Source organism: Streptomyces sp. NPDC001002 (assembly GCF_053599215.1).
The window spans coordinates 42,015-63,831 of the sequence record NZ_JBSFLV010000052.1; the positions used below are offsets into that span (position 1 = coordinate 42,015).

Below are 21,817 nucleotides of genomic sequence, written 5' to 3' on the forward strand. Positions count from 1 at the left end.
GTCACCTCCCTCTCGCGCGTTCCGACGCGTGAGGGCATCCATCCCACCACTCTCCGACGGCCTCGACAACACGGCGGATCGAGCCGATCGCGTCGGCGGGGTGTCCGACTCCTCGGACACGCTCTATGGTCACTGTTACGATTCAGTGACGCACACCACTCGTTCGGACACGTCCTATCGGCATGTCCGAGATGTTCCCAGGAGGCTCCTATGGCGGGCAGGACCGGCCGCGTGACGGCGACCGACGTCGCCAAGGAAGCCGGGGTCTCGCAGACGACGGTCAGCTATGTGCTGAACGACGCGCCGCACCAGAAGATCTCCGAGCAGACCCGGCGCAAGGTGCTGGACGCGGTCGCGAAGCTGGGCTACAAGCCGTCGGCCGCCGCCCGCGCGCTCCGCCTGGGCCGCAGCGACCTGGTGCTGATGTTCCTTCCGGACGTTCCCGTCGGCGGCACGCTGACGGCCCTGGTCGAGTTGCTGGGCGACGAGTTGGAGCGCCACGGCCTGAACCTCGTCACCCGGCGCGAACGGCACGCCCCGCTGGAGTCGTTGTGGCGGGAACTCGCACCGGCGGCGGTGATGACGGCCTTCGACGTCCCCGAGGAGGACGTCGCCAGCATGCGGGCGGCCGGCATCCATGTGGTCAGCGCCGGGATGAGCCCGACGTCCACCCCGGGCGTCCTGACCGTTCCCCAGCGACTCATCGGAACGATGCAGGTCGAGCGGCTGGCGGCGACGGGGCACACGCGTATCGGTTACGCCGCTCCCGGGGATCCCCGGCTCAAGGATTTCCTGACCCTGCGACTCGACGGCGCCCGTGGCGCCTGCGCGGAACTCGGCCTGGAACCGCCCGTCGTGCTCGAAGTGCCCCTCGACATCTCGGCCGCGGCCGCCGCGGCCGAAGGCTGGCACTCGGCCGTCCCGGCGGTCACGGGAGTGTGCGCCTACAACGACGAGACGGCGTTCGCCCTCCTCGCGGGCATGCGCAGGGTGGGTCTGGCCGCCCCCGGCGACCTCGCCGTGATCGGTGTCGACAACGACAAGCTGGCGCCCTTCGCGATGCCGCCGCTGACCACGATCGACAACAACCTCGACGTCGTCGTGGGCCGCGCGGCCCGGATGATCGTCAACGGCGTGACCGGCCGGTCGCTGCCGACGCAGCCCCAGGTGACTCCACTGAGCCTGGTCGTGCGCGAATCGGCCTGACGCCGGCCGGCCCCGGTCTCGGGGCTTCCCTCGCGTCTCTCATGCACCTCGCGTCCCTCAGGCACGCCTGGACCAGGCGCGCCATCACGCCCCTCTCCCCCGAATTCCGGCTTTCCGGAAATCACTGATGCACGGGTCTTGTGGCCCGCCACGGGCTGGGCTTACGTTACGCATACGTTTCACTTGTACGTATCAGTGGCTGGTTCTCGCCCACCGAAAACGGTGGCGACCACACCCCCTTCGGCCAGGGTCGGCTGACTGCCAAGAGCGGTCGAAGCCGCGTCAGGACCTGGTTCTCCCATACCTCCGAGGCCCTCAAGGGCGGCTCGATGTCCGAGGCCGCCCGGTCATCAACTCACCAGCGGAGTACCCATGCGAAGAATCGCGCTGACGGCCGTATCGACTGTCCTGATGTTGTCCGCGGCCGCGTGCGGCTCGGGATCGAGTTCCGGTTCGGGCAAGGCGGCCACCGGCGGCACCCTCACCCTGGCCCCGCTGGTCGCGGCGCAGCCCTGGGACCTGGCCGACGCCGGGCTCGGCAACAACGCGCAGTACTACCAGCCCGTATACGACTCGCTGTTCCGGCTCTCCCCGACGGCCGAGGTGAAGCCCAACCTGGCGACCAAGTGGTCCTACGACGCGGCTCGTACGGTCCTCACGCTGACCCTGCGCAGCGGTGTCAAGTTCACCGACGGCACCGCCTTGGACGCGGCGGCGGTCAAGGCCAATCTGCTGCACACCAAGGGAGGCACCAGCGAGGCGGCGGGCCAGCTCGCGAGCATCAGCGGTGTCGATGTCGTCAACGCCACGACGGTCGCGATCAAGCTGTCGGCCCCCGACCCCTCGCTGGTGCCGAACCTCGGCAATGTGGCCGGCATGATCGCCAGCCCCAAGGCCATCACCGCGGGGACGATCAAGAACGACCCGGTGGGCTCCGGTCCCTACACCCTGGACAAGTCCGCGACCACGGCGGGCAGTACGTACACCTTCGTGCGCAATCCGGGGTACTGGAACAAGGCCGCCTTCCCCTTCGACAAGATCGTCCTCAAGCCGCTCACCGACCCGACCGCCGTCCTCAACGCGCTGCGTTCGGGGCAGGTCAACGGCGCGCTGCTGGCGAGCGCCAAGAACATCGCGCCGGCCAAGAGCAGCGGGCTGAACGTCACCAAGTTCACCTCCGGTGACGTCGAGGGCGTCTACATCTGGGACCGGGCCGGAAAGATCGTCAAGGCGCTCGGTGACGTCCGGGTGCGCCAGGCCATCAACTACGCCTTCGACCGGACCACGATCGTCAAGACGGCGAAGCAGGGGCTGGGCAAGGCGACGACGCAGATCTTCAACCCGGCGGGCTCGGCCTTCGACGAGTCGCTGAACTCGAAGTACTCCTACGACCCGAAGAAGGCCAAGCAGCTGCTGGCCGAGGCGGGCTACCCGAACGGTTTCTCGGTCACCGTCCCGGACGTGTCGTCGGTCTTCCCGGACCAACAGGCGGCCATGGTGCAGCAGTTGGAGGACATCGGGATCAAGGTCAAGGTCGACAAGATCCCGGTCTCCCAGTTCATCAGCGCCCTTCTCGCGGGCAAGTACCCGCTGTCGTACATGACGCTGGCCTCCTTCCGTCCCTGGGACACCATCCAGATCGAGGTGGCCAAGAGCGCGCTGTGGAATCCGCTGCACACCGAGGACGCCAAGGTCACCGACCTGATCACCAAGGCCCGTTCGGCGACCGGCGCCGCCCAGGACGCGCTGTTCAAGGAGCTCAACACCTACCTCGTCGACCAGGCGTGGAACGCGCCCTGGGACTCCGTGGAGAACACCTACGCGACGACCAAGGGGATCACCTTCACCCCGCAGACGTTCGCCGCCGTTCCGCCGATCTACAACTTCAAGCCCGTCGGCTGACCCGCCACCGATCAACACCGGTCCGAGCAGGGCAAGTCGGAGAAAGGCAAGGTGGAGAGACCGATGATTGTGTTCTTGGTCCGGCGCGTCGTCGCCGGGCTGGTCCTGGTCCTGGTGATCGCGACCACGACCTTCGCGCTGATGGGCCTCACGGGCTCCGATCCGGTGCGCCAGATCGTGGGGCAGACCGCCACCCAGCAGCAGGTGGCGGCCAAGTCCGCCGAACTCGGCCTCGACGAGCCCTTCGTGGTCCGCTACGGCCACTGGCTCGGGGACGCGCTGCACGGCAACCTCGGCAGCTCGTGGTTCAGCGGTGAGTCCGTGATGACTTCGCTGGAGAACAAGCTGCCGGTGACGCTGTCGATCGTGCTGGCGGCGCTGCTGCTGTCGGCGGTACTGAGCACGGTGCTGGGCGTGGCCGCCGCGGTGCGCCGGGGTGCCCTGGACCAGGTGGTGCAGCTTCTCGCGGTCCTCGGGTTCGCGGTGCCCAGCTTCCTGGTCGCCCTGGTGCTCGCCGTCGTGGTCGGCGTCCACCTGGGCTGGCTGCCAGCGACCGGCTACGTGCCGCTTGCGGACTCGGCGGGCGGCTGGCTCCGCTCGATCACTCTCCCGGCGCTGTCGCTCGCCGTCGGAGCAATCGCCGCCACCGCCCAGCAGGTGCGCGGCTCCATGGTCGACGTACTGCGCGCGGACTACATACGCACCCTCCGCAGCCGTGGCATCAGCGAGCGCAGCCTGCTGTTCCGGCACGCCCTGCGCAATGCGGCTCCGGCCGCGCTGACCGTGCTGGCCCTGCAGTTCATCGGCCTTGTCGGCGGCGCGGTGGTCGTCGAGAAGGTCTTCGGCCTCAACGGCATCGGCAGCCAGGCCACCACCGCCGGATCGCAGGGCGACACCCCCGTGGTCATGGGCGTCGTCGTGGTGATGGTCGCCCTCGTCGTGGTGGTGAACATCCTGATGGACCTCGCGTACGGATGGCTCAACCCGAAGGTGCGTGTCGGATGACGCTCCCTCAGCCCGAACAAGGGGCACACACGATCGCTGTCGCCACGCCGGGGCGGGCGGGGCTCCTGCGCCGGCTCCTGCGCAGCCCGATGGCGGTGACCTGTCTGGTGCTCCTCGCACTCATCGCGCTGGCCAGTCTGTGCGCACCGCTGCTGACCAGCCAGGACCCGGCGCACACCTCGCTGACCGACAGCCTGGCACCGATGAGCGGGAAGCATCCGCTGGGCGGTGACGGCGTCGGCCGTGACGTCCTGGCCCGACTGCTCTACGGCGGGCGTACGAGCCTGCTCGGTGCCCTGCTCGCGGTGGCTGTCGCGCTGGCGATCGGTGTTCCCACCGGTCTGGTGGCCGGGTACTACCGCAAGTGGTTCGACGCTGTGAGCAGTTGGGTGTCCAACCTGCTGATGGCCGTACCGGCGATCATCGTGCTGCTCGTCGTGATGTCCGCGGTGGGGCAGAACACCTACCTCGCCATGGCCGTCTTCGGCGTGCTGATGTCGCCGGGTGTCTTCCGGCTGATCCGCGCCTCCGTGATCTCCGTACGCGAGGAGCTGTACGTGGACGCGGCGCGGGTGTCCGGTCTGACAGACCCCCGGATCATCCGCCGGCACATCCTGCCCGTCGTGCAGGCGCCGACCATCATCCAGGCCGCCCAGATGCTCGGTCTGGGCATCGTCATCCAGTCCGGCCTGGAGTTCCTCGGTCTGGGCTCGGCGACCCAGGCGAGCTGGGGCTCCATGCTCAACGACGCCTTCGCGAACATCTACACCAAGCCGGTCCTGCTGGTCTGGCCGGGAGTTGCGCTCGCGGTGACCGTCGCCGCGTTCGGGTTGCTGGGCAATGCCGTGCGGGACGCGCTGGACGGGAGCGCGGTCGGCGGCGGGCGGAAGGCGCGCCGCGCGGTGGCCCGCCGGCAGGTCGCGGAGAGGACGTCGCCGGCCACGGGTTCCGCATCGACGGACGCGGACGGCGCCTTGCTCGTGCTCGAAGGCCTCACTGTCTCCTATCCGACGGCCGAGGGAGAGAAGGCCGTTGTCGACGGCGTCTCCCTGACGGTGCGTCGGGGTGAAGTCCTCGGACTCGTAGGGGAATCGGGCTCGGGCAAGAGCCAGACCGCCTTCGCCGTCCTCGGTCTGCTGCCCCGGGAGGCGCGGGTCTCCACCGGTCGACTGGTGTTCGACGGCAAGGAGTTGGGAGGCCACGGCCGCGCGGAGATGAACCGCTACCGCGGTCGCCGGATCGCCTACGTGCCGCAGGAACCGATGTCCAACCTCGACCCTTCGTTCCGGATCGGCGCCCAACTGGTCGAACCGGTGCGTCGACACCTGGGGGTGTCGGCGGCCGAGGCGAAGGCGAAGACACTCGGCCTGCTGGAGCGGGTCGGAATCACCGACCCGGAACGGGTCTTCACCTCCTATCCGCACCAGATCTCCGGCGGTATGGCGCAGCGCGTGCTCATCGCGGGCGCGGTGTCCTGCGAACCGGATCTGCTGATCGCCGACGAGCCGACCACCGCCCTCGACGTGACCGTGCAGGCCGAGGTGCTCGATCTGATCCGGTCTCTTCAGAGCGAGCGGAACATGGGCGTGATCCTGGTGACCCACGACTTCGGTGTAGTGGCCGACATCTGTGACCGCGTGACGGTGATGCAGACCGGGACGGTGGTGGAGTCCGCTCCCGTACGGCAGTTGTTCGCCGATCCCCAACACCCGTACACCCGCATGCTCCTGGCGTCCACGTTGGAGGACGCGGAGCCACGGTCCGCCCTGAGTCCGAGTCGCACCGTGCCGGCGAGCGTCGCGGGAGTCACGGGGATCGCGAACGCCGCACGTCAGGAGGGTCCGGCATGACCGGGACCATGAACGGGACACCGAAGACGGAACTCCCGGCGGAACCCCTGCTGGTGGCCGAGGACGTGGTCGTGGAGTACCCGGCGAAAGGCTGGCGCAAGCCGCCGTTCCGCGTGCTCAAGGGGGTGTCGATCACGATCGGCGCGGGCGAGACGCTCGGGCTTGTCGGTGAGTCGGGTTCGGGCAAGACGACGCTGGGCCGGGCCGTCCTCGGACTGGTGCCGGTCGCCTCCGGCGCCGTCCGCTACCGCGGCAAGGTCATCTCGGGCCTGGGGGCGAAGGAGCGCCGCGCGCTTAGTGACGACATCCAAGTCGTCTTCCAGGACCCGTACACCTCGCTCAATCCGGCGATGACGGTGACCGACATCCTCAGCGAGCCGCTGCGGGTCGCGGGCGCCTCCCGGGCGGAGGCCGAGAAGCGGGTGAGGGACCTGCTCGACCAGGTCCGGCTGCCAGCCGACGCCGGGGAGCGGCTGCCACGGGAGTTCTCCGGCGGGCAGCGCCAACGCATCGCCATCGCCCGGGCGTTGTCCCGGGACCCGAGGGTCATCGTCTGCGACGAGCCGGTCAGCGCACTGGACCTTTCGACGCAGGCCCGGGTGCTGGACCTGTTCGTCGAGATCCAGGAACGCACCGGCGTCGCCTACCTCTTCGTCACCCACGACCTCTCCGTCGTTCGGCACATCAGCCACCGGGTGGCGGTCATGTCCGACGGTGAGATCGTCGAGACCGGGGATGCCTCGACCGTCACTACCACACCTCAACACCCTTACACCAAGCGCCTGTTGCTCGCCGCGCCCGTGCCGGATCCGGGACGTCAGGCGGAACGCCGGGCCGAGCGGCAGAGGCTGGCGGCGGCCATGGCGGCCCACACCTCCGCGAACACCTCCGTCACCGCCTCGACGTCGGGAGACCGCGCATGACCCTGCCCAACCCCACCGTCCCCGGCTTCCACCCGGACCCCAGCGTCACCCGCGTCGGCGACGACTACTACCTCGCCTGCTCCAGCTTCGAGTACCTCCCCGGCATACCGCTGTTCCACAGCCGCGACCTGGTCCACTGGGAGCAGATCGGCAACGTCGTGACCCGACCGGGGCAGTTGGCGGTGGAGAAAGTCCCCACCCTCGGCGGAGCATGGGCGCCGACGATCCGGTTCCACGACGGCCGCTTCTGGCTGGTGGTCACCGACGCCATGGGACGCGGCAGTCTGATCTTCACCGCCGAACGGGCCGAGGGACCCTGGTCCGACGGCATCGTCATGCAGGGGATGAACGGCATCGACCCGGACCTCGCCTGGGACGCGGACGGCACCTGCTTCGTCACCTACTCGGGTCTGCAACTCGACGGCGACCGCGCCGGCGAGCATCTGGGCGTCCAGCAGGTCCGCATGGACCTCGACACCGGCCAAGCCCTCGAAGAACCAAGGTCGTTGTGGTCGGGCACCGGCCTGATGTTCCCCGAGGCACCACACCTCTACGAGATCGACGGCACCTGGTACCTCCTGATCGCCGAGGGCGGCACCGAGCGCGGGCACTCCGTGAGCGTCGCCCGCGGCACCCGTCCGGACGGCCCCTTCGAGGGCTGCCCGGCCAACCCGGTGCTCAGCGCCCGCAGCACCGCCCGCCCGGTCCAGAACACCGGCCACGCCGATCTCGTGCGCACCCCCGACGGCGGCTGGGCGCTGATCCTGCTGGGGATGCGACCTGGCGGCCTGACCAGGGCCTTCTCCCCCATGGGCCGCGAGACGTTCAGCACCTCGCTGGAATGGGTCGACGGTTGGCCGGTCGTGCAGCCGGTCCACCTGACCCCGCCGACCGGACCGGTTGAGCGGCACGAGGACTTCACCGACGCCGAACTAGGCCCGGAATGGCTCTCGATACGGACGCCGGCCGCCGACTGGTCCTCGCTCACCGAGCGCCCGGGCCACCTCGTCGTACACGCCGACGGCTCCACCATGGACGACCCCCGGCCACGGTTCGTCGGCCGCCGCCAGCAGCATCAATCCGCCGTCTTCTCGGTCCGGGTGGACAGCGCCGCTGGGGTCGGCGGGCTGAGCCTGCGGATCGACGAACGTCATCACTACGACATCGAGGTGGGCGCCGGTGTCGCCCGTGCCCGCGCCCGGGTGGGCGGGCTCAGTCAGACCTGGGAGCAGCCGGTCCCCGCCGGGGTGGTGACCCTGCGGATCGAGACCGAGCAGGTCAGCGGCATGGACCTCGACGCCCTCGGCCCGGACGTGGTCCGTCTGTCCGTCGACTCCGGCACCGGCCCGGTCGAACTCGCCGCGCTGGACGGCCGCTATGTCTCCGCGGAGACGGCGGCGTCCTTCACGGGCCGGGTCGTCGGTATGTACGCAGCTGAAGGATCGGTCGCCTTCGACCGGTTCAGCTACCGGGGCGAGGACTGACGCCATGCTCTTCGGAGCCGCCTACTACACCGAGTACCAGCCGTACGAGCGACTCGCGCAGGACCTCGATCTGATGGCCGAGGCCGGGTTCAGTGTCATCCGGGTGGGCGAGTCGGTCTGGTCGACCTGGGAACCCCGCGAGGGTCAATTCGCCCTCGACTGGCTGCAACCGGTGCTCGACGCAGCCCACGAGCGCGGCATCAAGGCGATCGTGGGCACCCCGACCTACGCCGTCCCGCCGTGGCTGCGCCGCAAGTACCCGGAGACGGCGGCCCGTTCACGCACCGGGGAGCCGATCCCGTACGGCATGCGGCAGGACGCGGACTACTCGCACCCGGCCTTCCGGCACCTCGCCGAGCGGCTGGTCCGCAAGATCGTGGGACGCTACGCCGACCATCCGGCGGTCATCGGCTGGCAGGTCGACAACGAGCCCGGCCTGCGGCTCTTCCACAACGACTCGGTGTTCCAGGGCTTCCTCGACCACCTCCGCGAGCGCTACGGCGACGTCGAGACGCTCAACCACCGCTGGGGGCTGACCTATTGGTCCCACCGGCTCCAGGACTGGGCGGACCTGTGGACCCCCGACGGCAACTCCACTCCGTCGTACGACCTCGCCTGGCGCCGCTACCAGTCGCGGCTGACTCAGGAATACATCACCTGGCACGCCGAGTTGGTCCGCGGCCTGGTACCGGAGCACCACTTCGTCACCACCTGCGTCGCCCTCGGTCAGCAGGGGCTGGACATCTCGGCCATCGGCCAGCCCCTGGACGTCGCCGGGGCGAACATCTACTACGCCACCCAGGACGGGCTCGCGCTGCCGGGCTCCGACGAGCCGGACGGCGGACTGTACCCGTTCTTCGTCTCCTGGTCAGGGCCCGCCTGGCTCTATCTCCAGAACGACATGGCACGCGGCATCCGCCAGGAACCCTTCCTCGTCATGGAGACCAACGCCACCTCGATCGGCGGCTCCGCGGACAACTTCCCCCTCTACCGGGGCCAGGCCCGCCAGGCCGTGTGGAGCATGGTCGCGCGCGGCGCCAGGATGATCGAGTACTGGCACTGGCACTCCCTGCACTACGGCGCCGAGACCTACTGGGGCGGCATCCTCGGGCACAGCCTGGAGCCCGGCCGAACCTACGAGGAACTCTCCCTGATCGCCGGGGAGTTGCGGCAGGCCGGCGATGCGATCGAGGGACTGCGGCCCCGCAGCGACGTAGGCATGCTGCTGTCCGCCGAGAGTCGCTGGGCGATGGAGTTCATGGGGCCGCTCCGGGGCAACTCCCCTGCCTGGTTCGGCGATCCGCAGTCCTACGACCGCATCGTCGCTGCCTTCTACCGGGGGCTGTTCGACGCCGGATTGTCCGTCGACATCGTTTCCCCGGAGCAACTTCCTTCGAATCCGGTGGTGTTGGTGGACCGATGGCCGGTGCTGGTGGTCCCGGCGCTGTACATCGCGGACGACGCGACACTCGATCTGCTGCGCCGGTACGCGGAAGCCGGCGGCCATCTCCTCCTCACAGCCCGCACCGGGTACGCCGACGAGGAGGCCGTCGCCCGGCACACGGTCATGCCCGGAGTGCTGCGCCCCGCGGCGGGCGCGTCCTACCAGGAGTTCACCAATGTGTTGACGCCGGTCACGATCACCGAGGGGGACGGAACGGCTAACGGCCCCAGCCTGCACGGGCATGCCACGGCATGGGCCGACGGGCTGGTCCCGGAGGGGGCGACCGTGCTCGCCGGATACGACCATCCGCACCTGGGCCAGTTCGCGGCCGTCACCACCCACGAACACGGCGCCGGCCGCGTGACGTACATAGGCACCGTCCCGGACCGCGAACTCGCGCACAGCCTCGCGGGCTGGGTCGCCTCGGTCTCCCTTCCGGCCGACGCCTGGCGCGCGGACCGACCGGCATCCGTCACGTGCACGTCGGCCACCACCGCCGACGGCGCCGTCCTGCGCTTCGTCCACAACTGGGCCTGGGATCCAGTCGACTACCGCCTGCCGGGAGACGTCCGCGACCTGTTCACCGGCGCGCGTCTCACCGCCGGAGACGCCCTTCCGCTCGGCCCCTGGGACGTCCGGGTCCTCGTCGAGAGCACGGGCGACGCCCCCACCGACCACACTTCACCGAGGAGGACGCCGTGACCCGGCAGCCCACCACCGACGCCCCGTCCGCGACTGACGAAGCCGAACTCGCCAGGCACCTCGGCGCGCTCACCCTGGAACAGAAGGTGCGGCTGCTGACTGGCGCGGACTTCTGGTCCCTGCACCCCGAACCCGCCGTCGGCCTGCGCAGACTGGTCGTCTCGGACGGACCGGCCGGAGTCCGCGGCGAACTGTGGGACGAGCGCAGCCCCTCCGCCAACGTGCCCTCGCCCACGGCCCTGGCCGCCACCTGGGACGAACCGCTGATCGAACGGCTCGGCGGACTGCTCGCCCACGAAGCACGTGGCAAGGGCGTGGACGTCCTCCTCGCCCCCACGGTGAACCTGCACCGAACCCCTTACGGCGGAAGGCACTTCGAGTGCTTCAGTGAGGACCCGCTGCTCACCGCCCGCATCGGTGTCGCCTATGTCCGTGGCGTCCAGGACGGCGGTGTGGCGGCCACCGTGAAGCACTTCGTCGGCAACGACTCCGAGACCCAGCGCATGACCCTCGACGCGCGGATCAGCGAACGCGCCCTGCGGGAGCTGTACTTGGCGCCGTTCGAACGGATCGTCGGCGAGGGCGGGGTCTGGGCGGTCATGGCCGCCTACAACGGGGTCAACGGGCACTCGATGACCGAGAGTCCGCTGCTGCGTGAAGTGCTGCACGGGGACTGGGGGTTCGACGGGTTGGTGATGTCGGACTGGTTCGCCGTCCGCACGACCGAGCCGTCCGCGCGTGCCGCGCTCGACCTGGTGATGCCCGGTCCGATCGGCCCGTGGGGCGACGCGCTGGTCGCCGCCGTACGCAAGGGCAAGGTCGACGAGTCGCTCGTGGACGACAAGGTGCTGCGGCTGCTGCGGCTCGCCGCCCGGGTCGGCGCGTTGAGCGACCTGCCTGAGGCGGTCCGGCCGCCGCGGTACGACGCCGTGTCGGTCGCGGCCCGGCTGCGCGAGACCGCCGCCGCCGGGTTCGTGCTGGCCCGTAACGAGGACGCCGCACTGCCCCTGGACCGGGGGGTGTTGACGAGGGTCGCCGTCCTGGGCCCCAACGCCGCCACGGCCCGGACCCTCGGCGGCGGCAGCGCCACCGTCTTCCCGCCCTACACCGTCTCCCCGCTCGACGGCATCCGCGCCGCCCTGGGCGAGGACGTCGAGGTCACCCACGGAATCGGCGTCACACCGCAGACCCGCATCCCCGTTGCGGCGCTGTCCTACCTCCGCCACCCTGACGGCTTCGGCGAGGGCGTGGAGGTGCGTTTCCTGTCCGCTGACGGCACCCTGCTCGGCTCCGAGCGCCGCGCCGGGGGCGCCTACACCTGGATGGGGTCCTACGGGCCCGGGGTGCCCACCGAGCAGGTCGCCCGGGTGGAGGTGCACACCGTGATCCGCGCGGCGGACGCCGGCCGGTACGCGATCGGCGGTTCCGGGATCGGGCGTTTCCGGTTGGCCGTCGCGGGGGTCGAGGTGTTCGACGTACGGCTTCAACTCCCGCCGGGCGCAGACCTGGTGGAGGGGCTGATGACTCCGCCTCAGCACCTTCACACCGTCGATCTGGCCGCGCACGAGGAGACCCCGGTCGTCCTCACCCACGACGTCGACTCCGTCTCCGCGGGCGACTCCATCGGCGACGCGGTCACCATGTTCCAGCTCAACCTCCAGCCCCCGCACGGCAGTGACGACGAGGAGATCGAGCGGGCCGTGGCCCTCGCCCGCGCGGCCGAGGTCGCCGTGGTCGTGGTCGGCACCACGGAGGAGGTCGAGAGCGAGGGATTCGACCGCGACAGCCTGGCCCTGCCCGGCCGCCAGGACGAACTCGTCCGCCGCGTCGCCGAGGCCAACCCGCGGACCGTCGTGGTGGTCAACTCCGGTGCTCCGGTGCTGCTTCCGTGGGCCGAGGAGGTGGCGGCGGTGCTGCTGGCCTGGTTCCCCGGGCAGGAGTTCGGCAACGCGCTCGCCGATGTGCTGTTGGGGGTGCGGGAGCCGGGTGGCCGGCTGCCGACGGGTTGGCCGGTGTCCGAGCGGGGGCTGCCAGCGACCGTGCCGGTCGACGGCGTTCTCGCCTACGACGAGGGTCTGTTCATCGGCTACCGGGGCGATGGGCGCGCCGGGTGGCAGCCGCCCCGATACGCCTTCGGACACGGACTCGGGTACACCACCTGGGAGTACGTCTCGATCGACGTGCCCGATGAGGTGCCGACCGTCTTCGACTTCACGGCCGAGATCCGGATACGCAACACCGGCACCCGGCACGGCAAGGAGGTCGTGCAGGTCTACGCCGGCCGCCCGGGCGGTGCCGTCGAGCGACCGGTCCGCTGGCTCGCCGGGTTCGCGGTGGTCGAGGCGGGGGCCGGCGAGGAGGCCGTCGCGACGGTCACCGTGGACGCGCGGGCGTTCGAGCACTGGGACACCGAAGCGGGCGACTGGGCGGTCGAGTTGGGGACCTTCACACTGGAGGCGGGCCCGTCGTCGACGAACCTTCCTCTCACCGCCGACATCGCCGTCAACCGCGCATGACCACTCCACAAAAGGAAACGGCCGCCGCCCCCTGGCAGCAGACCGAGTTCACCCTGACCGGGGCACTCGACTACGCCAACCCCTACACCGATGTCGACGTATGGGCCGAGTTCACCCACGAGTCGGGGACGGTCCTGCGCCGCCCGGCCTTCTGGGACGGCGGCCGGGACTGGAAGGTCCGGTTCGCCTCCCCTCTCACGGACGGCAACTGGACCTGGCGCAGCGGCAGTTCCGTCGCGGACGAAGGACTGTCGGGGCAGAGCGGAGTGCTCGTCGTCCGCCCTGCCCCGGACGACGGCAACGCATTCCACCGGCACGGCTTCTGGCGGATGTCGCCCGGCGGACGCAGCCTGGTGCACGCCGACGGGACGCCCGCGCTGCTGGTCGGCGACACCGCCTGGGCCCTGCCCTGGCGGGCGACCGAGGAGCAGGTCGCGCGGTACGCCGCCGACCGGCGGGCCAAGGGCTTCAACGCGGCTCTGCTGATGAGCGTCCAGCCCGACATGGACGCGCGCGGACCGCGCGACCGCACCGCTGACGAGGGGTTCGACGTCGGCTTCGAGGACCTGCCCACCGGGCACGTGAATGTGCTGAACCCGGCGTACTTCCAGTACGTGGACCGGCTGATCGGCATCCTGCGCGAGCACGGGATCGTCCCCGTGCTCCAGCCGCTCTTCCACGGGTTCGGCTGGAAGGGCCTGCGGGTGGCGGGTCCGGTGGTCCCGCCGCAGGAGTACGCCCGCTACTGCCGCTATCTCGTGGCTCGTTACGGCGCCGCCCCCGCCGTCTACCTGGTCGGCGCCGACGGCGGGGGCCACGAACCGCAGATCGCGGCGGGCGGCGCGGAGGTCGGCCGCTGGGACGGCTACGGCCAGCCCTGCGGCATCCACTACCGCCCGCACGCCGACAACAACGCCCACCAGAGCGAGAGTTGGCTGCACTTCCAGTGGTGCCAGACCGGCCACATGGGCGGGCACGTCCAGGAACGGGTCGCGGACATGTGGCGCAACACCCCGGCCAAGGCGGTCGCGAACGGCGAGCCGACCTACGAGAACACCGGCCGCCCCGGCCGTGCCGCGGGCTGGTGGCAGGGGCACGAGGCCTGGAGCAACCTCTGCGCCGGCGGCACGATGGGCGCGGTGTACGGCGCGGCGAGCCTGTGGCAGTGGCGACTGCACGCCGCCGAACCCGGGCACGAGGAGTTCTTCCTGGCGGAGGGCGCCGGCTGGCGGGAGGCACTGGACTTCGAGGGCTCACGCCACGTCGGTCTCGTCTCCCGAATCCTGGCGGGCCTGCCACTGACGGACATGCACCCCGACTGGCGCTCAGCCCTGGCCCCCCGGGGCCTGTCCGTCCCCGGCGTGCTGTACCTCTGCTACGCGGAGGAGGGCGGCCCGTTGTTCATCACCGATCCGGCGAACGTCCCGCTCCCCTACCGGGTAGTGGACCCTCGGACCGGCGAGACCGTCCGCGAGGGCGTGCGCGCCACCGCCGACGAGCCCGTACCCGACGAGGGCGGAGCACCGAGGGTGTACATCTGCCATGACCCGAACGGGAGTTGAACCCGTGTACGTCACACCGCCCACCTTCGAGCACCACCGCGAGCCCCTGGGCATCGGCGAGTCCACGCCCCGCCTGAGCTGGCGCACGGTCACCGACACCGAGGACTGGCGACAGGCCGCCCACCAGGTGGAGATCAGCGCGGCCGACGGCACCGTCCTCGCGGACACCGGCCGCGTGGAGTCCGCCGAGTCCGTCCTGGTGCCCTGGCCGGGCCCGCGCCTCGGCTCCCGCGAACGAGTCGGCGTACGCGCACGCGTCTGGGGCGAGGGAGATCACGAACCCTCGCCCTGGTCGGTGACTTCGTACGTCGAAACCGGCCTCCTGGACCCGGCCGACTGGACGGCCCGCCCCGTCACCCCCGATCACTCCCCCACCGAGGAACCGCTGCCCGTCGCCCTGCTCCGCCGCGACTTCACCCTCACCGGTTCCGTCGCCTCGGCCCGGCTGTACATCACCGCGTACGGCGTCTACTCGGCCGAGATCAACGGCGAGCCCGTCGGCGACCACGTCCTGGCCCCCGGCTGGACCTCCTACCAACACCGCCTGCGCTACCAGACCTTCGACGTCACCTCACTGCTCCGGACCGGCGAGAACACCATCGGAGCGCTGCTCGGCGAGGGTTGGTACACCGGACGTCTGGGCTTCCACGGCGGCAGACGCAACATCTACGGCGAACACCGCTCGCTCCTGGCCCAGTTGGAGATCGCGTACGCCGACGGCACGACGGAGACCGTCCGCACCGACGAACACTGGCGCACGACGGCCGGTCCCGTGCTGCGTTCGGAGATCTACGACGGTGAGGTCTACGACGCGCGGCGAGAGCGGCCGGGATGGTCCACGCCGGGACACGACACGTCGGACTGGGCGCCCGTTCGTGAACTGCCGCCTCCACGGGCCGAGTTGGTGGCGCCGACGGGACCGCCCGTACGACGCACCCAGACCGTCGCCCCGGTCTCGGTCATCACGACGCCGTCCGGGAAGACCGTCCTGGACTTCGGCCGGAACCTGGTCGGCCGACTGCGCATCCGCGTCTCGGGCCCCGCCGGCCATGAGATCACCCTGCGCCACGCCGAGGTGCTGGAGGACGGCGAACTGAGCACCCGCCCGCTGCGGTTCGCGGCCGCCACGGACACCTACGTGCTGCGCGGCGAGGGTGTGGAGGCGGGCGAAGGTCCGGGAGCGGGCACAGGAGTCGAGACCTACGAACCGCACTTCACTTTCCACGGTTTCCGGTACGCCGAGGTCGGGAACTGGCCCGGACCGCTCGACCCCGCCGCCATCGAAGCGGTCGTGGTGCACACGGACATGGCCCGCACCGGCTGGTTCGAGTGCTCCGACCCGCTGGTCGGCCAACTGCACGAGAACGTCGTACAGAGCATGCGCGGCAACTTCCTCGACGTCCCGACGGACTGCCCGCAGCGCGACGAACGCATGGGCTGGACCGGCGACATCCAGGTCTTCGCGCCCACCGCCACCTTCCTCCACGACTGCTCCGGCATGCTGACCAGCTGGCTGCGCGACCTGTCGGCGGAGCAGTTGGCGCGACCGGACGGCGTGCCGCCCCTGGTCGTCCCCGATGTGCTCCCCCCGGACACCTTCCAGAGCCTAGGGGCGCAGGCCGTGTGGGCCGATGTCGCCGTGCTCCTGCCGTGGACCCTGTACCAGCGCTTCGGGGACCTGGAGGTGTTGCGCACCCAGTACCCGAGCATGCGGGCCTGGGGCGAGGCCACGATCCGGCTCACCGCCGAGAGGGACGGGCTGTGGCGGCAGGACTTCCAACTCGGGGACTGGCTGGACCCGCAGGCCCCGCCGGACCGGCCGGGCGAGGCGCGGACCGACGGCGATCTCGTCGCCAACGCGTACGTCGTCCGCTCCGCGGAGGTGCTCGCCGAGGTCGCCGAACTCCTGGACGGCGCCGGGCACTTGGGCGGTGTCGGGCACGTGGACGGCAAGGAGGACACGGTTCGCTTCCGTGCCCACGCACAGGCGGTTCGCGAGCGATTCGCCGATCACTTCGTCACCCCTGACGGCCTGCTGTCCTCGGACACCCAGACCGCCTACGCCCTGGCCATCGCCTTCTCGCTGCTGCCGACGGAACGTCAACGGCGGGGCGCGGCAGCACGGTTGGCCGAGATCGTGCGCCGCGCTTCCTTCCGTATCGCCACCGGTTTCACGGGCACGCCGCTGATCTGCGATGCCCTGTGCCTGGCGGGCGAGCCCCCACTCGCCTACCGGATGCTCCTGGAGAAGGACTGTCCGTCGTGGCTCTACCCGGTGACCATGGGCGCCACCACCGTCTGGGAGCGCTGGGACTCGATGCTGCCCGACGGCACCGTCAACCCCGGCGAGATGACCTCCTTCAACCACTACGCGCTCGGAGCCGTGGCCGACTGGCTGCACCGTACGGTCGGGGGTCTCGCCGCCGCCGAACCCGGGTGGCGACGGTTGCGCATCGCTCCGGTCCCGGGTGGCGAGCTGGCCTGGGCGAGGGCGGCCCACGACACCCCATACGGGCGGGCCGAAGCCGGTTGGCGCATCGAGGGCGCCGAGGCGGACACCCTCGTCGTGGAGGCCCTCGTACCCCCGGGCGTCCGGGCCGAGGTCCAGCTCCCCGACGGCAGCGCTCCGTTCGAGATCGGCTCGGGACGCCACACGTTCCGGTGCCCCTACGCCGCTTCTGCCTGAACGCCCAGCTCCACACGACCGCCGCGCCAGCCAGGCAAAGCCGGTGACCTGCGGGTTCCGCTCTTAATCTGTCTTGTGAATCGTCCGGACATACTGGACTCAGGCGGCGGCCCGATCTTCGCCCCGGCACGGAGCCCGGCACGGAAGTGAGAGAGCGTGATGTCGATGGCGCGGCGCAAGCCGGAGGTCCTCGTGGTGGACGACGACCAGGGCGTCCGCCAGGCTCTGCGGCTCGGGCTGTCCGTCGAGGGCTTCGACGTCCGGGAGGCCGACACGGGAGAGTCCGCGCTGGAGGCGGTCGCCGCCCGGCTGCCCTCGGTCGTCCTGCTCGACGTGGTCATGCCCGGCCTGGGCGGGGTCGAGGCCGTACGCCGGCTGCGGGAGCAGGGGCGCACCATCCCGGTGTGCATGCTCTCGGCCCGCGACGAGGTCGACGACCGGGTCGCGGGTCTGGCGGCCGGTGCCGACGACTACGTGGTCAAGCCGTTCTCGGTGGTGGAACTGGCCGCGCGGTTGCACGCGCTGGTCCGGCTCCACGAGACCAGCAACGAACGTCCTCTCGTCCTGGGCGACCTCGCCATCGAGCCCGTCCGCCGCGAGGCCACCCGCGCCGGGCGCGAACTGGGGCTGACGACAAGGGAGTTCGACCTCCTGATGGCGCTCGCGCAGCGGCCCGGACAGGTGTTGAGCCGGACCCAGCTGCTGGAGCAGGTGTGGGGTTACACCTGGGACGTGGACACCAATGTGGTCGACGTGTTCGTCGGCTATCTGCGCAAAAAGCTGGAGGCCGGCGGCGAGCAGCGGATCCTGCGGACGGTGCGCGGCGTCGGATTCGCGCTGCGGCCATGAGACTTCCCCTCCCGCGCAGCCTGCGCTCACAGATCACCGCGAGTGTCGCGTTCCTGGTCGTGGTGGTGGTCGGCCTGGCCGGGCTGATCATCGTGGACCGGATCGACCACCGCGATCGCACCGACGTCGACCGGCAACTGACCGTGCGCGCGGAGAAGGCCCAGGGAGACGCGTACAAGCTGCTCTCCAAAGGGGACGGCGCGGGCGGCGACGGGGGTGACGACTACGGGGGCCTGCTGGCGGGCAGCCAGTCGCTCGTCCGCCTGATCTCCGGCGGCAGGATCATCGACTCGCGGGGCGACCAGCCCGGCGTGGACATTCCCGTCCCCGTGACCGACGGCCTGAGCACCGTGCGAGTCGGCGGGCAGTCCTGGCGTTCTCTGGTGGAGCCCGTGGACACAACCGGCGACGGCACCGACGACGCCTACATCCAGGTGCTGCAGGATCTCGACCCGATCGAGCAGCGGGTCGCCGACAACACGCGCATCGTCGCGGGGGTGGCGGCGCTGGCCACCCTGGTCGCGGGCGGTGGCGTCTGGCTGATCACGCGGGTGATCCTGAAACCGCTCCAGCGCCTGCGCACCGGCGCCCAGCGCATCCGCCCCGCGGACACCTCCCGGCTGCTCCCCAAGGTCACGCGCCCCCAGGAAGTCGCCGACCTGTCCGCCTCCCTCAACCGCATGCTGGGCCAGCTCCAGACCAGCATGCAGGCCACCCGCCGCTTCACCGCGGACGCCGGTCACGAACTGCGCACCCCACTGACCACGCTCGGCATGAACCTGGAGACACTCCAGCGCAACCCCCAACTCCCCACCGCCCAGCGCCAGGAGGCCCTCGACGCGATGGCCGTCGAGCACCGGCGGATCACGGCCCTGCTGGAGGGCCTGCAGATCCTCGCCCGCGGCGACGCCCACGCGCTGCCGCCGCGGGCCACGGTGGATCTGCCCGCACTGCTGGACGAGGCGGTACGGCACGCCCGTAACCGCCACCCCGGCACGGCCTACGCCCTCCACATCGCCGCCTCCGAACCGGCTCCCCCTGTGGAGGGCTGGCCCGCCGGACTGCGGTTGGCCGTGGACAACCTCCTCAACAACGCCGCCCTGCACGGACGCCGACCCCACGGCCAGGTGCACGTCTCTCTCACCTGGGACGCGGACTCCGCGCGCATCACCGTCTCCGACGACGGTCCCGGGATCCCCGCCGAGCAACGTGATGCCGTCAAGGCGCGCTTCGCCCGCGGGCCCCATCCCCACAGCCACGGCTCCGGCCTGGGCCTGGCCCTGGTGCAGCAGCAGGCCGAACTCCACGGCGGCGCGCTCACGTTGGGCGACGCACCCGGCGGCGGACTGCTGGCGACGCTTTCGGTGCAGAGCGGGCGGACGGAACCGTAGGAGGAACGCCGTTCGGCGAATCAGGCTTCGCGCAGGAGCCAGCCGATCCGCAGTTCCTCCGCACCCGGCCGGAACACCCGCAGGAGTTCGGCGCGTTCAGGGTCGTCCTCGGGGAGGTTGTCGGCGAGAAGGGCCTGCGCGGCGAGTGTCTGGGGCCGGGCGCCGAGCGCGGCGCGCAGGTGAAGTGAGCGGCGCAGCATCGCCATCCGCTCGACGGGCTCCCTGTGCGCCGCGAGATGCCGGATGATGTAGGACTCGAAGAGGCCGTCACCGGTCTTCGTCGCGACTTCGAGAGACGCCTCGTAGAGCGGGAGGGCGCCGGCCCGGTCCTCGTCGATGTTGTCCAGCAGAACCGCCCAGTGATACTCGGCCCAAGCGCGCGTCTTCTCGTCGCCGCTCTCGACCGCGGCACGGTAGCCGGCCTCGGCGGTGGCGCGGTCGTCGGGCCGAGGGTCGCGCCGAAACAGCAGGCGGCTGTAGGCCAGTCGCCCCGCAAGCAACTGCCGGGTCGGCGACGCGGGATCGAGCACCTCGACCGCTTTCTCGGCCTCCTCATGCCCCTCGATCCGGAAGAACCAGCCGTCGACGGCGATCTCCGCGCGCAGCTCGGGCTCGGCGTCCGGGCCCAGGACGGCGAGCGCGGCGTCCCACTCCCCGAGCATGTACAGACGGCGGGCTACGTAGGTGTCATCAGCTACCATGACGCCTACATTAAGAAGCGGCGATGTAGGTGGTCAAGTGCAATACGGTGACTACGTCGGCAACGTGGTGCGGTTGGCCGTCGAGCTGGCCAATACCGGAACTCTCGATGAGCAAGGGGAACTTGCCTCCAGGTTCTTCGCGGAGCACGAGGTCACTCCGCCGCCGCGCGGCGACTACGGCGAGCTGCCGAACCTCGTACGCACGGCCCTGGCGCAGTCGGTCGACGGCACGGCCCCCGACGCCGTGCACCGCCTGCTGCGCGACTATCCGCCGGAGATGCACCTGTCCGACCACGACGGTCTCGGCGGCTGGCACATCCACTTCAGTCGCAACGGCACTCCGGCCGAGCGCTGGGTCGGTCAGCTGATCGCCGCCCAGCTCGCCCTGGTCGCCGCCGGGGACCCGGCGGTGACACTGGGACGGTGCGCCGCGGCCGGGTGCGAGAACTACTTCGTGGACCAGTCACGGAACCGGACACGCCGGTTCTGCTCCAACGCGTGCGCGAGCCGGACGACGGTGGCGGCGTATCGGGCACGGTCGGCGAAGAACTCGTAGCGGACGAGTTGAACCGCGATCACTCCCTCCCGGAGGCCCATGAATCGGCCGCTCGAAGAGCGGGGCCTCCGCCCGCACCCGTTCGCCCTACCCACTCGGGTCCGCGTGGGTCGTGACGGCGAACTCAACGTCTTCGCAAGCCCGGCCGATCCCGGACACCCGCACCGCTGGGGCCTCCAGTAGGCCGTCCCGGAGGGCTGAGATCTGGCCTCAGAGTTCTTGTGATCCTCGCCCTATTTCAGGGTGATGCCCGCGCTGCTCTGCCTGCGGCAGAACAGCGGCCGGACCGGGCGCGACGATCACTACAGTCCAGGCTCATGACGACGACGATTACGACGCGTACGGTCGAGTACCCGGCCGACGGTCTGACAATGATCGGGCACCTCGCGCTCCCGGCCGGTGTCGACCGTCGGCCCGCGGTGCTGCTCGGACCAGAGGGCACGGGGCTCAGCGACGTGGAGCGCCGCCGGGCCGATGCTCTTGCCGAGTTGGGATACATAGCGCTGGCCTTCGACCTGCACGGCGGGCGCTATTTGAGCGACCCCGAGGAGATGCTGGCCCGTTGCCTGCCGCTGCTCGCCGATCCCGACCGGATGCGGAGCATCGGTCATGCGGCGCTCGACGTGTTGCGCACCGAACCGCGGACCGACCCTGACCGGATCGCCGCCATCGGTTATGGCACCGGGGGCGCCGTCGGGCTGGAACTCGGGCGCGACGGCGTCGACCTGCGCGCGATCGGCACAGTCAACGCACTGACCACGGGCCGACCGGGCGAGGCGGCGCGCATTCGCTGCCCGGTGTGGGCCGGGGTCGGGTCGGAGGACCCGATCATGCCGCCCGCGCAACGGGACGCGTTCACCGCCGAGATGCAGGCCGCGGGCGTCGACTGGCGCCTCGCGGTCTACGGCGGGGCCTTGCACGCCTTCCACCATCCGCCGGTCGACCACCCCACGGTCCCCGGCGTCGGCTACCACCCACAGCACCCCGGCGTCCGCTCCGACTTCGACGGAGACGGATACGGCGATCTCGTCGTCTCCGAC

At 70.6% G+C, this 21,817-nt stretch carries 15 protein-coding genes; 14 read left to right on the top strand and 1 reads right to left on the bottom strand.

What is annotated here, in order from left to right:
* The first annotated feature begins 210 nt into the window (after nt 1-210).
* From ACWDR3_RS23840 to ACWDR3_RS23895, 12 genes are all read left to right on the top strand, one after another.
* Nucleotides 211-1,206: a LacI family DNA-binding transcriptional regulator gene (locus tag ACWDR3_RS23840; protein WP_450354561.1), complete on the top strand. Its 996-nt coding sequence runs from the start codon at nt 211-213 to the stop codon at nt 1,204-1,206.
* Between the two features lie 372 nt (nt 1,207-1,578).
* A complete protein-coding gene (locus ACWDR3_RS23845; protein ID WP_450354562.1) occupies nt 1,579-3,108 on the top strand; it encodes an ABC transporter substrate-binding protein in 1,530 nt (509 codons plus the stop codon).
* Nucleotides 3,109-3,171: 63 nt separating this feature from the next.
* A complete protein-coding gene (locus ACWDR3_RS23850) occupies nt 3,172-4,113 on the top strand; it encodes an ABC transporter permease (protein ID WP_450354563.1) in 942 nt (313 codons plus the stop codon).
* Nucleotides 4,110-5,963 carry a dipeptide/oligopeptide/nickel ABC transporter permease/ATP-binding protein gene (locus ACWDR3_RS23855; protein WP_450354564.1) on the top strand — a complete coding sequence of 618 codons (1,854 nt, stop codon included), beginning with the start codon at nt 4,110-4,112 and terminating at the stop codon, nt 5,961-5,963. The genes ACWDR3_RS23850 and ACWDR3_RS23855 overlap by 4 nt, the downstream gene beginning before the upstream one ends.
* Nucleotides 5,960-6,886, top strand: a complete 927-nt coding sequence (locus tag ACWDR3_RS23860) for an ATP-binding cassette domain-containing protein (RefSeq protein ID WP_450354565.1) — start codon at nt 5,960-5,962, stop codon at nt 6,884-6,886. Before ACWDR3_RS23855 ends, ACWDR3_RS23860 begins: the two co-directional genes overlap by 4 nt.
* A complete protein-coding gene (locus tag ACWDR3_RS23865) occupies nt 6,883-8,370 on the top strand; it encodes a glycoside hydrolase family 43 protein (protein ID WP_450354566.1) in 1,488 nt (495 codons plus the stop codon). Before ACWDR3_RS23860 ends, ACWDR3_RS23865 begins: the two co-directional genes overlap by 4 nt.
* A gap of 4 nt (nt 8,371-8,374) precedes the next feature.
* A complete protein-coding gene (locus ACWDR3_RS23870; protein ID WP_450354567.1) occupies nt 8,375-10,516 on the top strand; it encodes a beta-galactosidase in 2,142 nt (713 codons plus the stop codon).
* Nucleotides 10,513-13,032, top strand: a complete 2,520-nt coding sequence (locus ACWDR3_RS23875) for a beta-glucosidase (protein ID WP_450354568.1) — start codon at nt 10,513-10,515, stop codon at nt 13,030-13,032. The genes ACWDR3_RS23870 and ACWDR3_RS23875 overlap by 4 nt, the downstream gene beginning before the upstream one ends.
* Nucleotides 13,029-14,594, top strand: coding sequence for an apiosidase-like domain-containing protein (locus ACWDR3_RS23880; protein WP_450354569.1), 1,566 nt, complete (start codon nt 13,029-13,031; stop codon nt 14,592-14,594). The genes ACWDR3_RS23875 and ACWDR3_RS23880 overlap by 4 nt, the downstream gene beginning before the upstream one ends.
* Nucleotides 14,595-14,598: 4 nt before the next feature.
* Nucleotides 14,599-17,280, top strand: coding sequence for a family 78 glycoside hydrolase catalytic domain (locus ACWDR3_RS23885; protein WP_450354570.1), 2,682 nt, complete (start codon nt 14,599-14,601; stop codon nt 17,278-17,280).
* Nucleotides 17,281-17,439: 159 nt separating this feature from the next.
* Entirely contained in the window at nt 17,440-18,129 is a 690-nt protein-coding gene (locus ACWDR3_RS23890) for a response regulator transcription factor (RefSeq protein ID WP_450354571.1), read from the top strand.
* A complete protein-coding gene (locus tag ACWDR3_RS23895; protein ID WP_450354572.1) occupies nt 18,126-19,520 on the top strand; it encodes a HAMP domain-containing sensor histidine kinase in 1,395 nt (464 codons plus the stop codon). The genes ACWDR3_RS23890 and ACWDR3_RS23895 overlap by 4 nt, the downstream gene beginning before the upstream one ends.
* Nucleotides 19,521-19,540: 20 nt before the next feature.
* On the opposite strand, the gene ACWDR3_RS23900 is transcribed toward ACWDR3_RS23895, so the two are convergent.
* Nucleotides 19,541-20,221 carry a hypothetical protein gene (locus tag ACWDR3_RS23900; RefSeq protein WP_450354573.1) on the bottom strand — a complete coding sequence of 227 codons (681 nt, stop codon included), beginning with the start codon at nt 20,219-20,221 and terminating at the stop codon, nt 19,541-19,543.
* A gap of 37 nt (nt 20,222-20,258) precedes the next feature.
* Here ACWDR3_RS23900 and ACWDR3_RS23905 point away from each other — a divergent pair, with 37 nt between their 5' ends.
* Both ACWDR3_RS23905 and ACWDR3_RS23910 read left to right on the top strand, forming a co-directional pair.
* The gene (locus tag ACWDR3_RS23905; protein WP_450354574.1) at nt 20,259-20,777 is read left to right on the top strand and encodes a CGNR zinc finger domain-containing protein; all 519 of its coding nucleotides are present in this window, start codon (nt 20,259-20,261) and stop codon (nt 20,775-20,777) included.
* Nucleotides 20,778-21,094: 317 nt separating this feature from the next.
* Nucleotides 21,095-21,817: dienelactone hydrolase family protein (locus tag ACWDR3_RS23910; protein WP_450354575.1), on the top strand; the 723-nt coding region annotated here is incomplete at its 3' end.

Excerpts from the sequence above, each read along its gene's own strand:
- ACWDR3_RS23845 (WP_450354562.1), top strand. The coding sequence starts at position 1,579 with ATGCGAAGAATCGCGCTGACGGCCGTATCGACTGTCCTGATGTTGTCC.
- ACWDR3_RS23890 (WP_450354571.1), top strand. The coding sequence starts at position 17,440 with ATGTCGATGGCGCGGCGCAAGCCGGAGGTCCTCGTGGTGGACGACGAC.
- ACWDR3_RS23855 (WP_450354564.1), top strand. The coding sequence starts at position 4,110 with ATGACGCTCCCTCAGCCCGAACAAGGGGCACACACGATCGCTGTCGCC.
- ACWDR3_RS23880 (WP_450354569.1), top strand. The coding sequence starts at position 13,029 with ATGACCACTCCACAAAAGGAAACGGCCGCCGCCCCCTGGCAGCAGACC.
- ACWDR3_RS23865 (WP_450354566.1), top strand. The coding sequence starts at position 6,883 with ATGACCCTGCCCAACCCCACCGTCCCCGGCTTCCACCCGGACCCCAGC.
- ACWDR3_RS23850 (WP_450354563.1), top strand. The coding sequence starts at position 3,172 with ATGATTGTGTTCTTGGTCCGGCGCGTCGTCGCCGGGCTGGTCCTGGTC.
- ACWDR3_RS23840 (WP_450354561.1), top strand. The coding sequence starts at position 211 with ATGGCGGGCAGGACCGGCCGCGTGACGGCGACCGACGTCGCCAAGGAA.
- ACWDR3_RS23870 (WP_450354567.1), top strand. The coding sequence starts at position 8,375 with ATGCTCTTCGGAGCCGCCTACTACACCGAGTACCAGCCGTACGAGCGA.
- ACWDR3_RS23900 (WP_450354573.1), bottom strand. The coding sequence starts at position 20,221 with ATGGTAGCTGATGACACCTACGTAGCCCGCCGTCTGTACATGCTCGGG.
- ACWDR3_RS23860 (WP_450354565.1), top strand. The coding sequence starts at position 5,960 with ATGACCGGGACCATGAACGGGACACCGAAGACGGAACTCCCGGCGGAA.
- ACWDR3_RS23895 (WP_450354572.1), top strand. The coding sequence starts at position 18,126 with ATGAGACTTCCCCTCCCGCGCAGCCTGCGCTCACAGATCACCGCGAGT.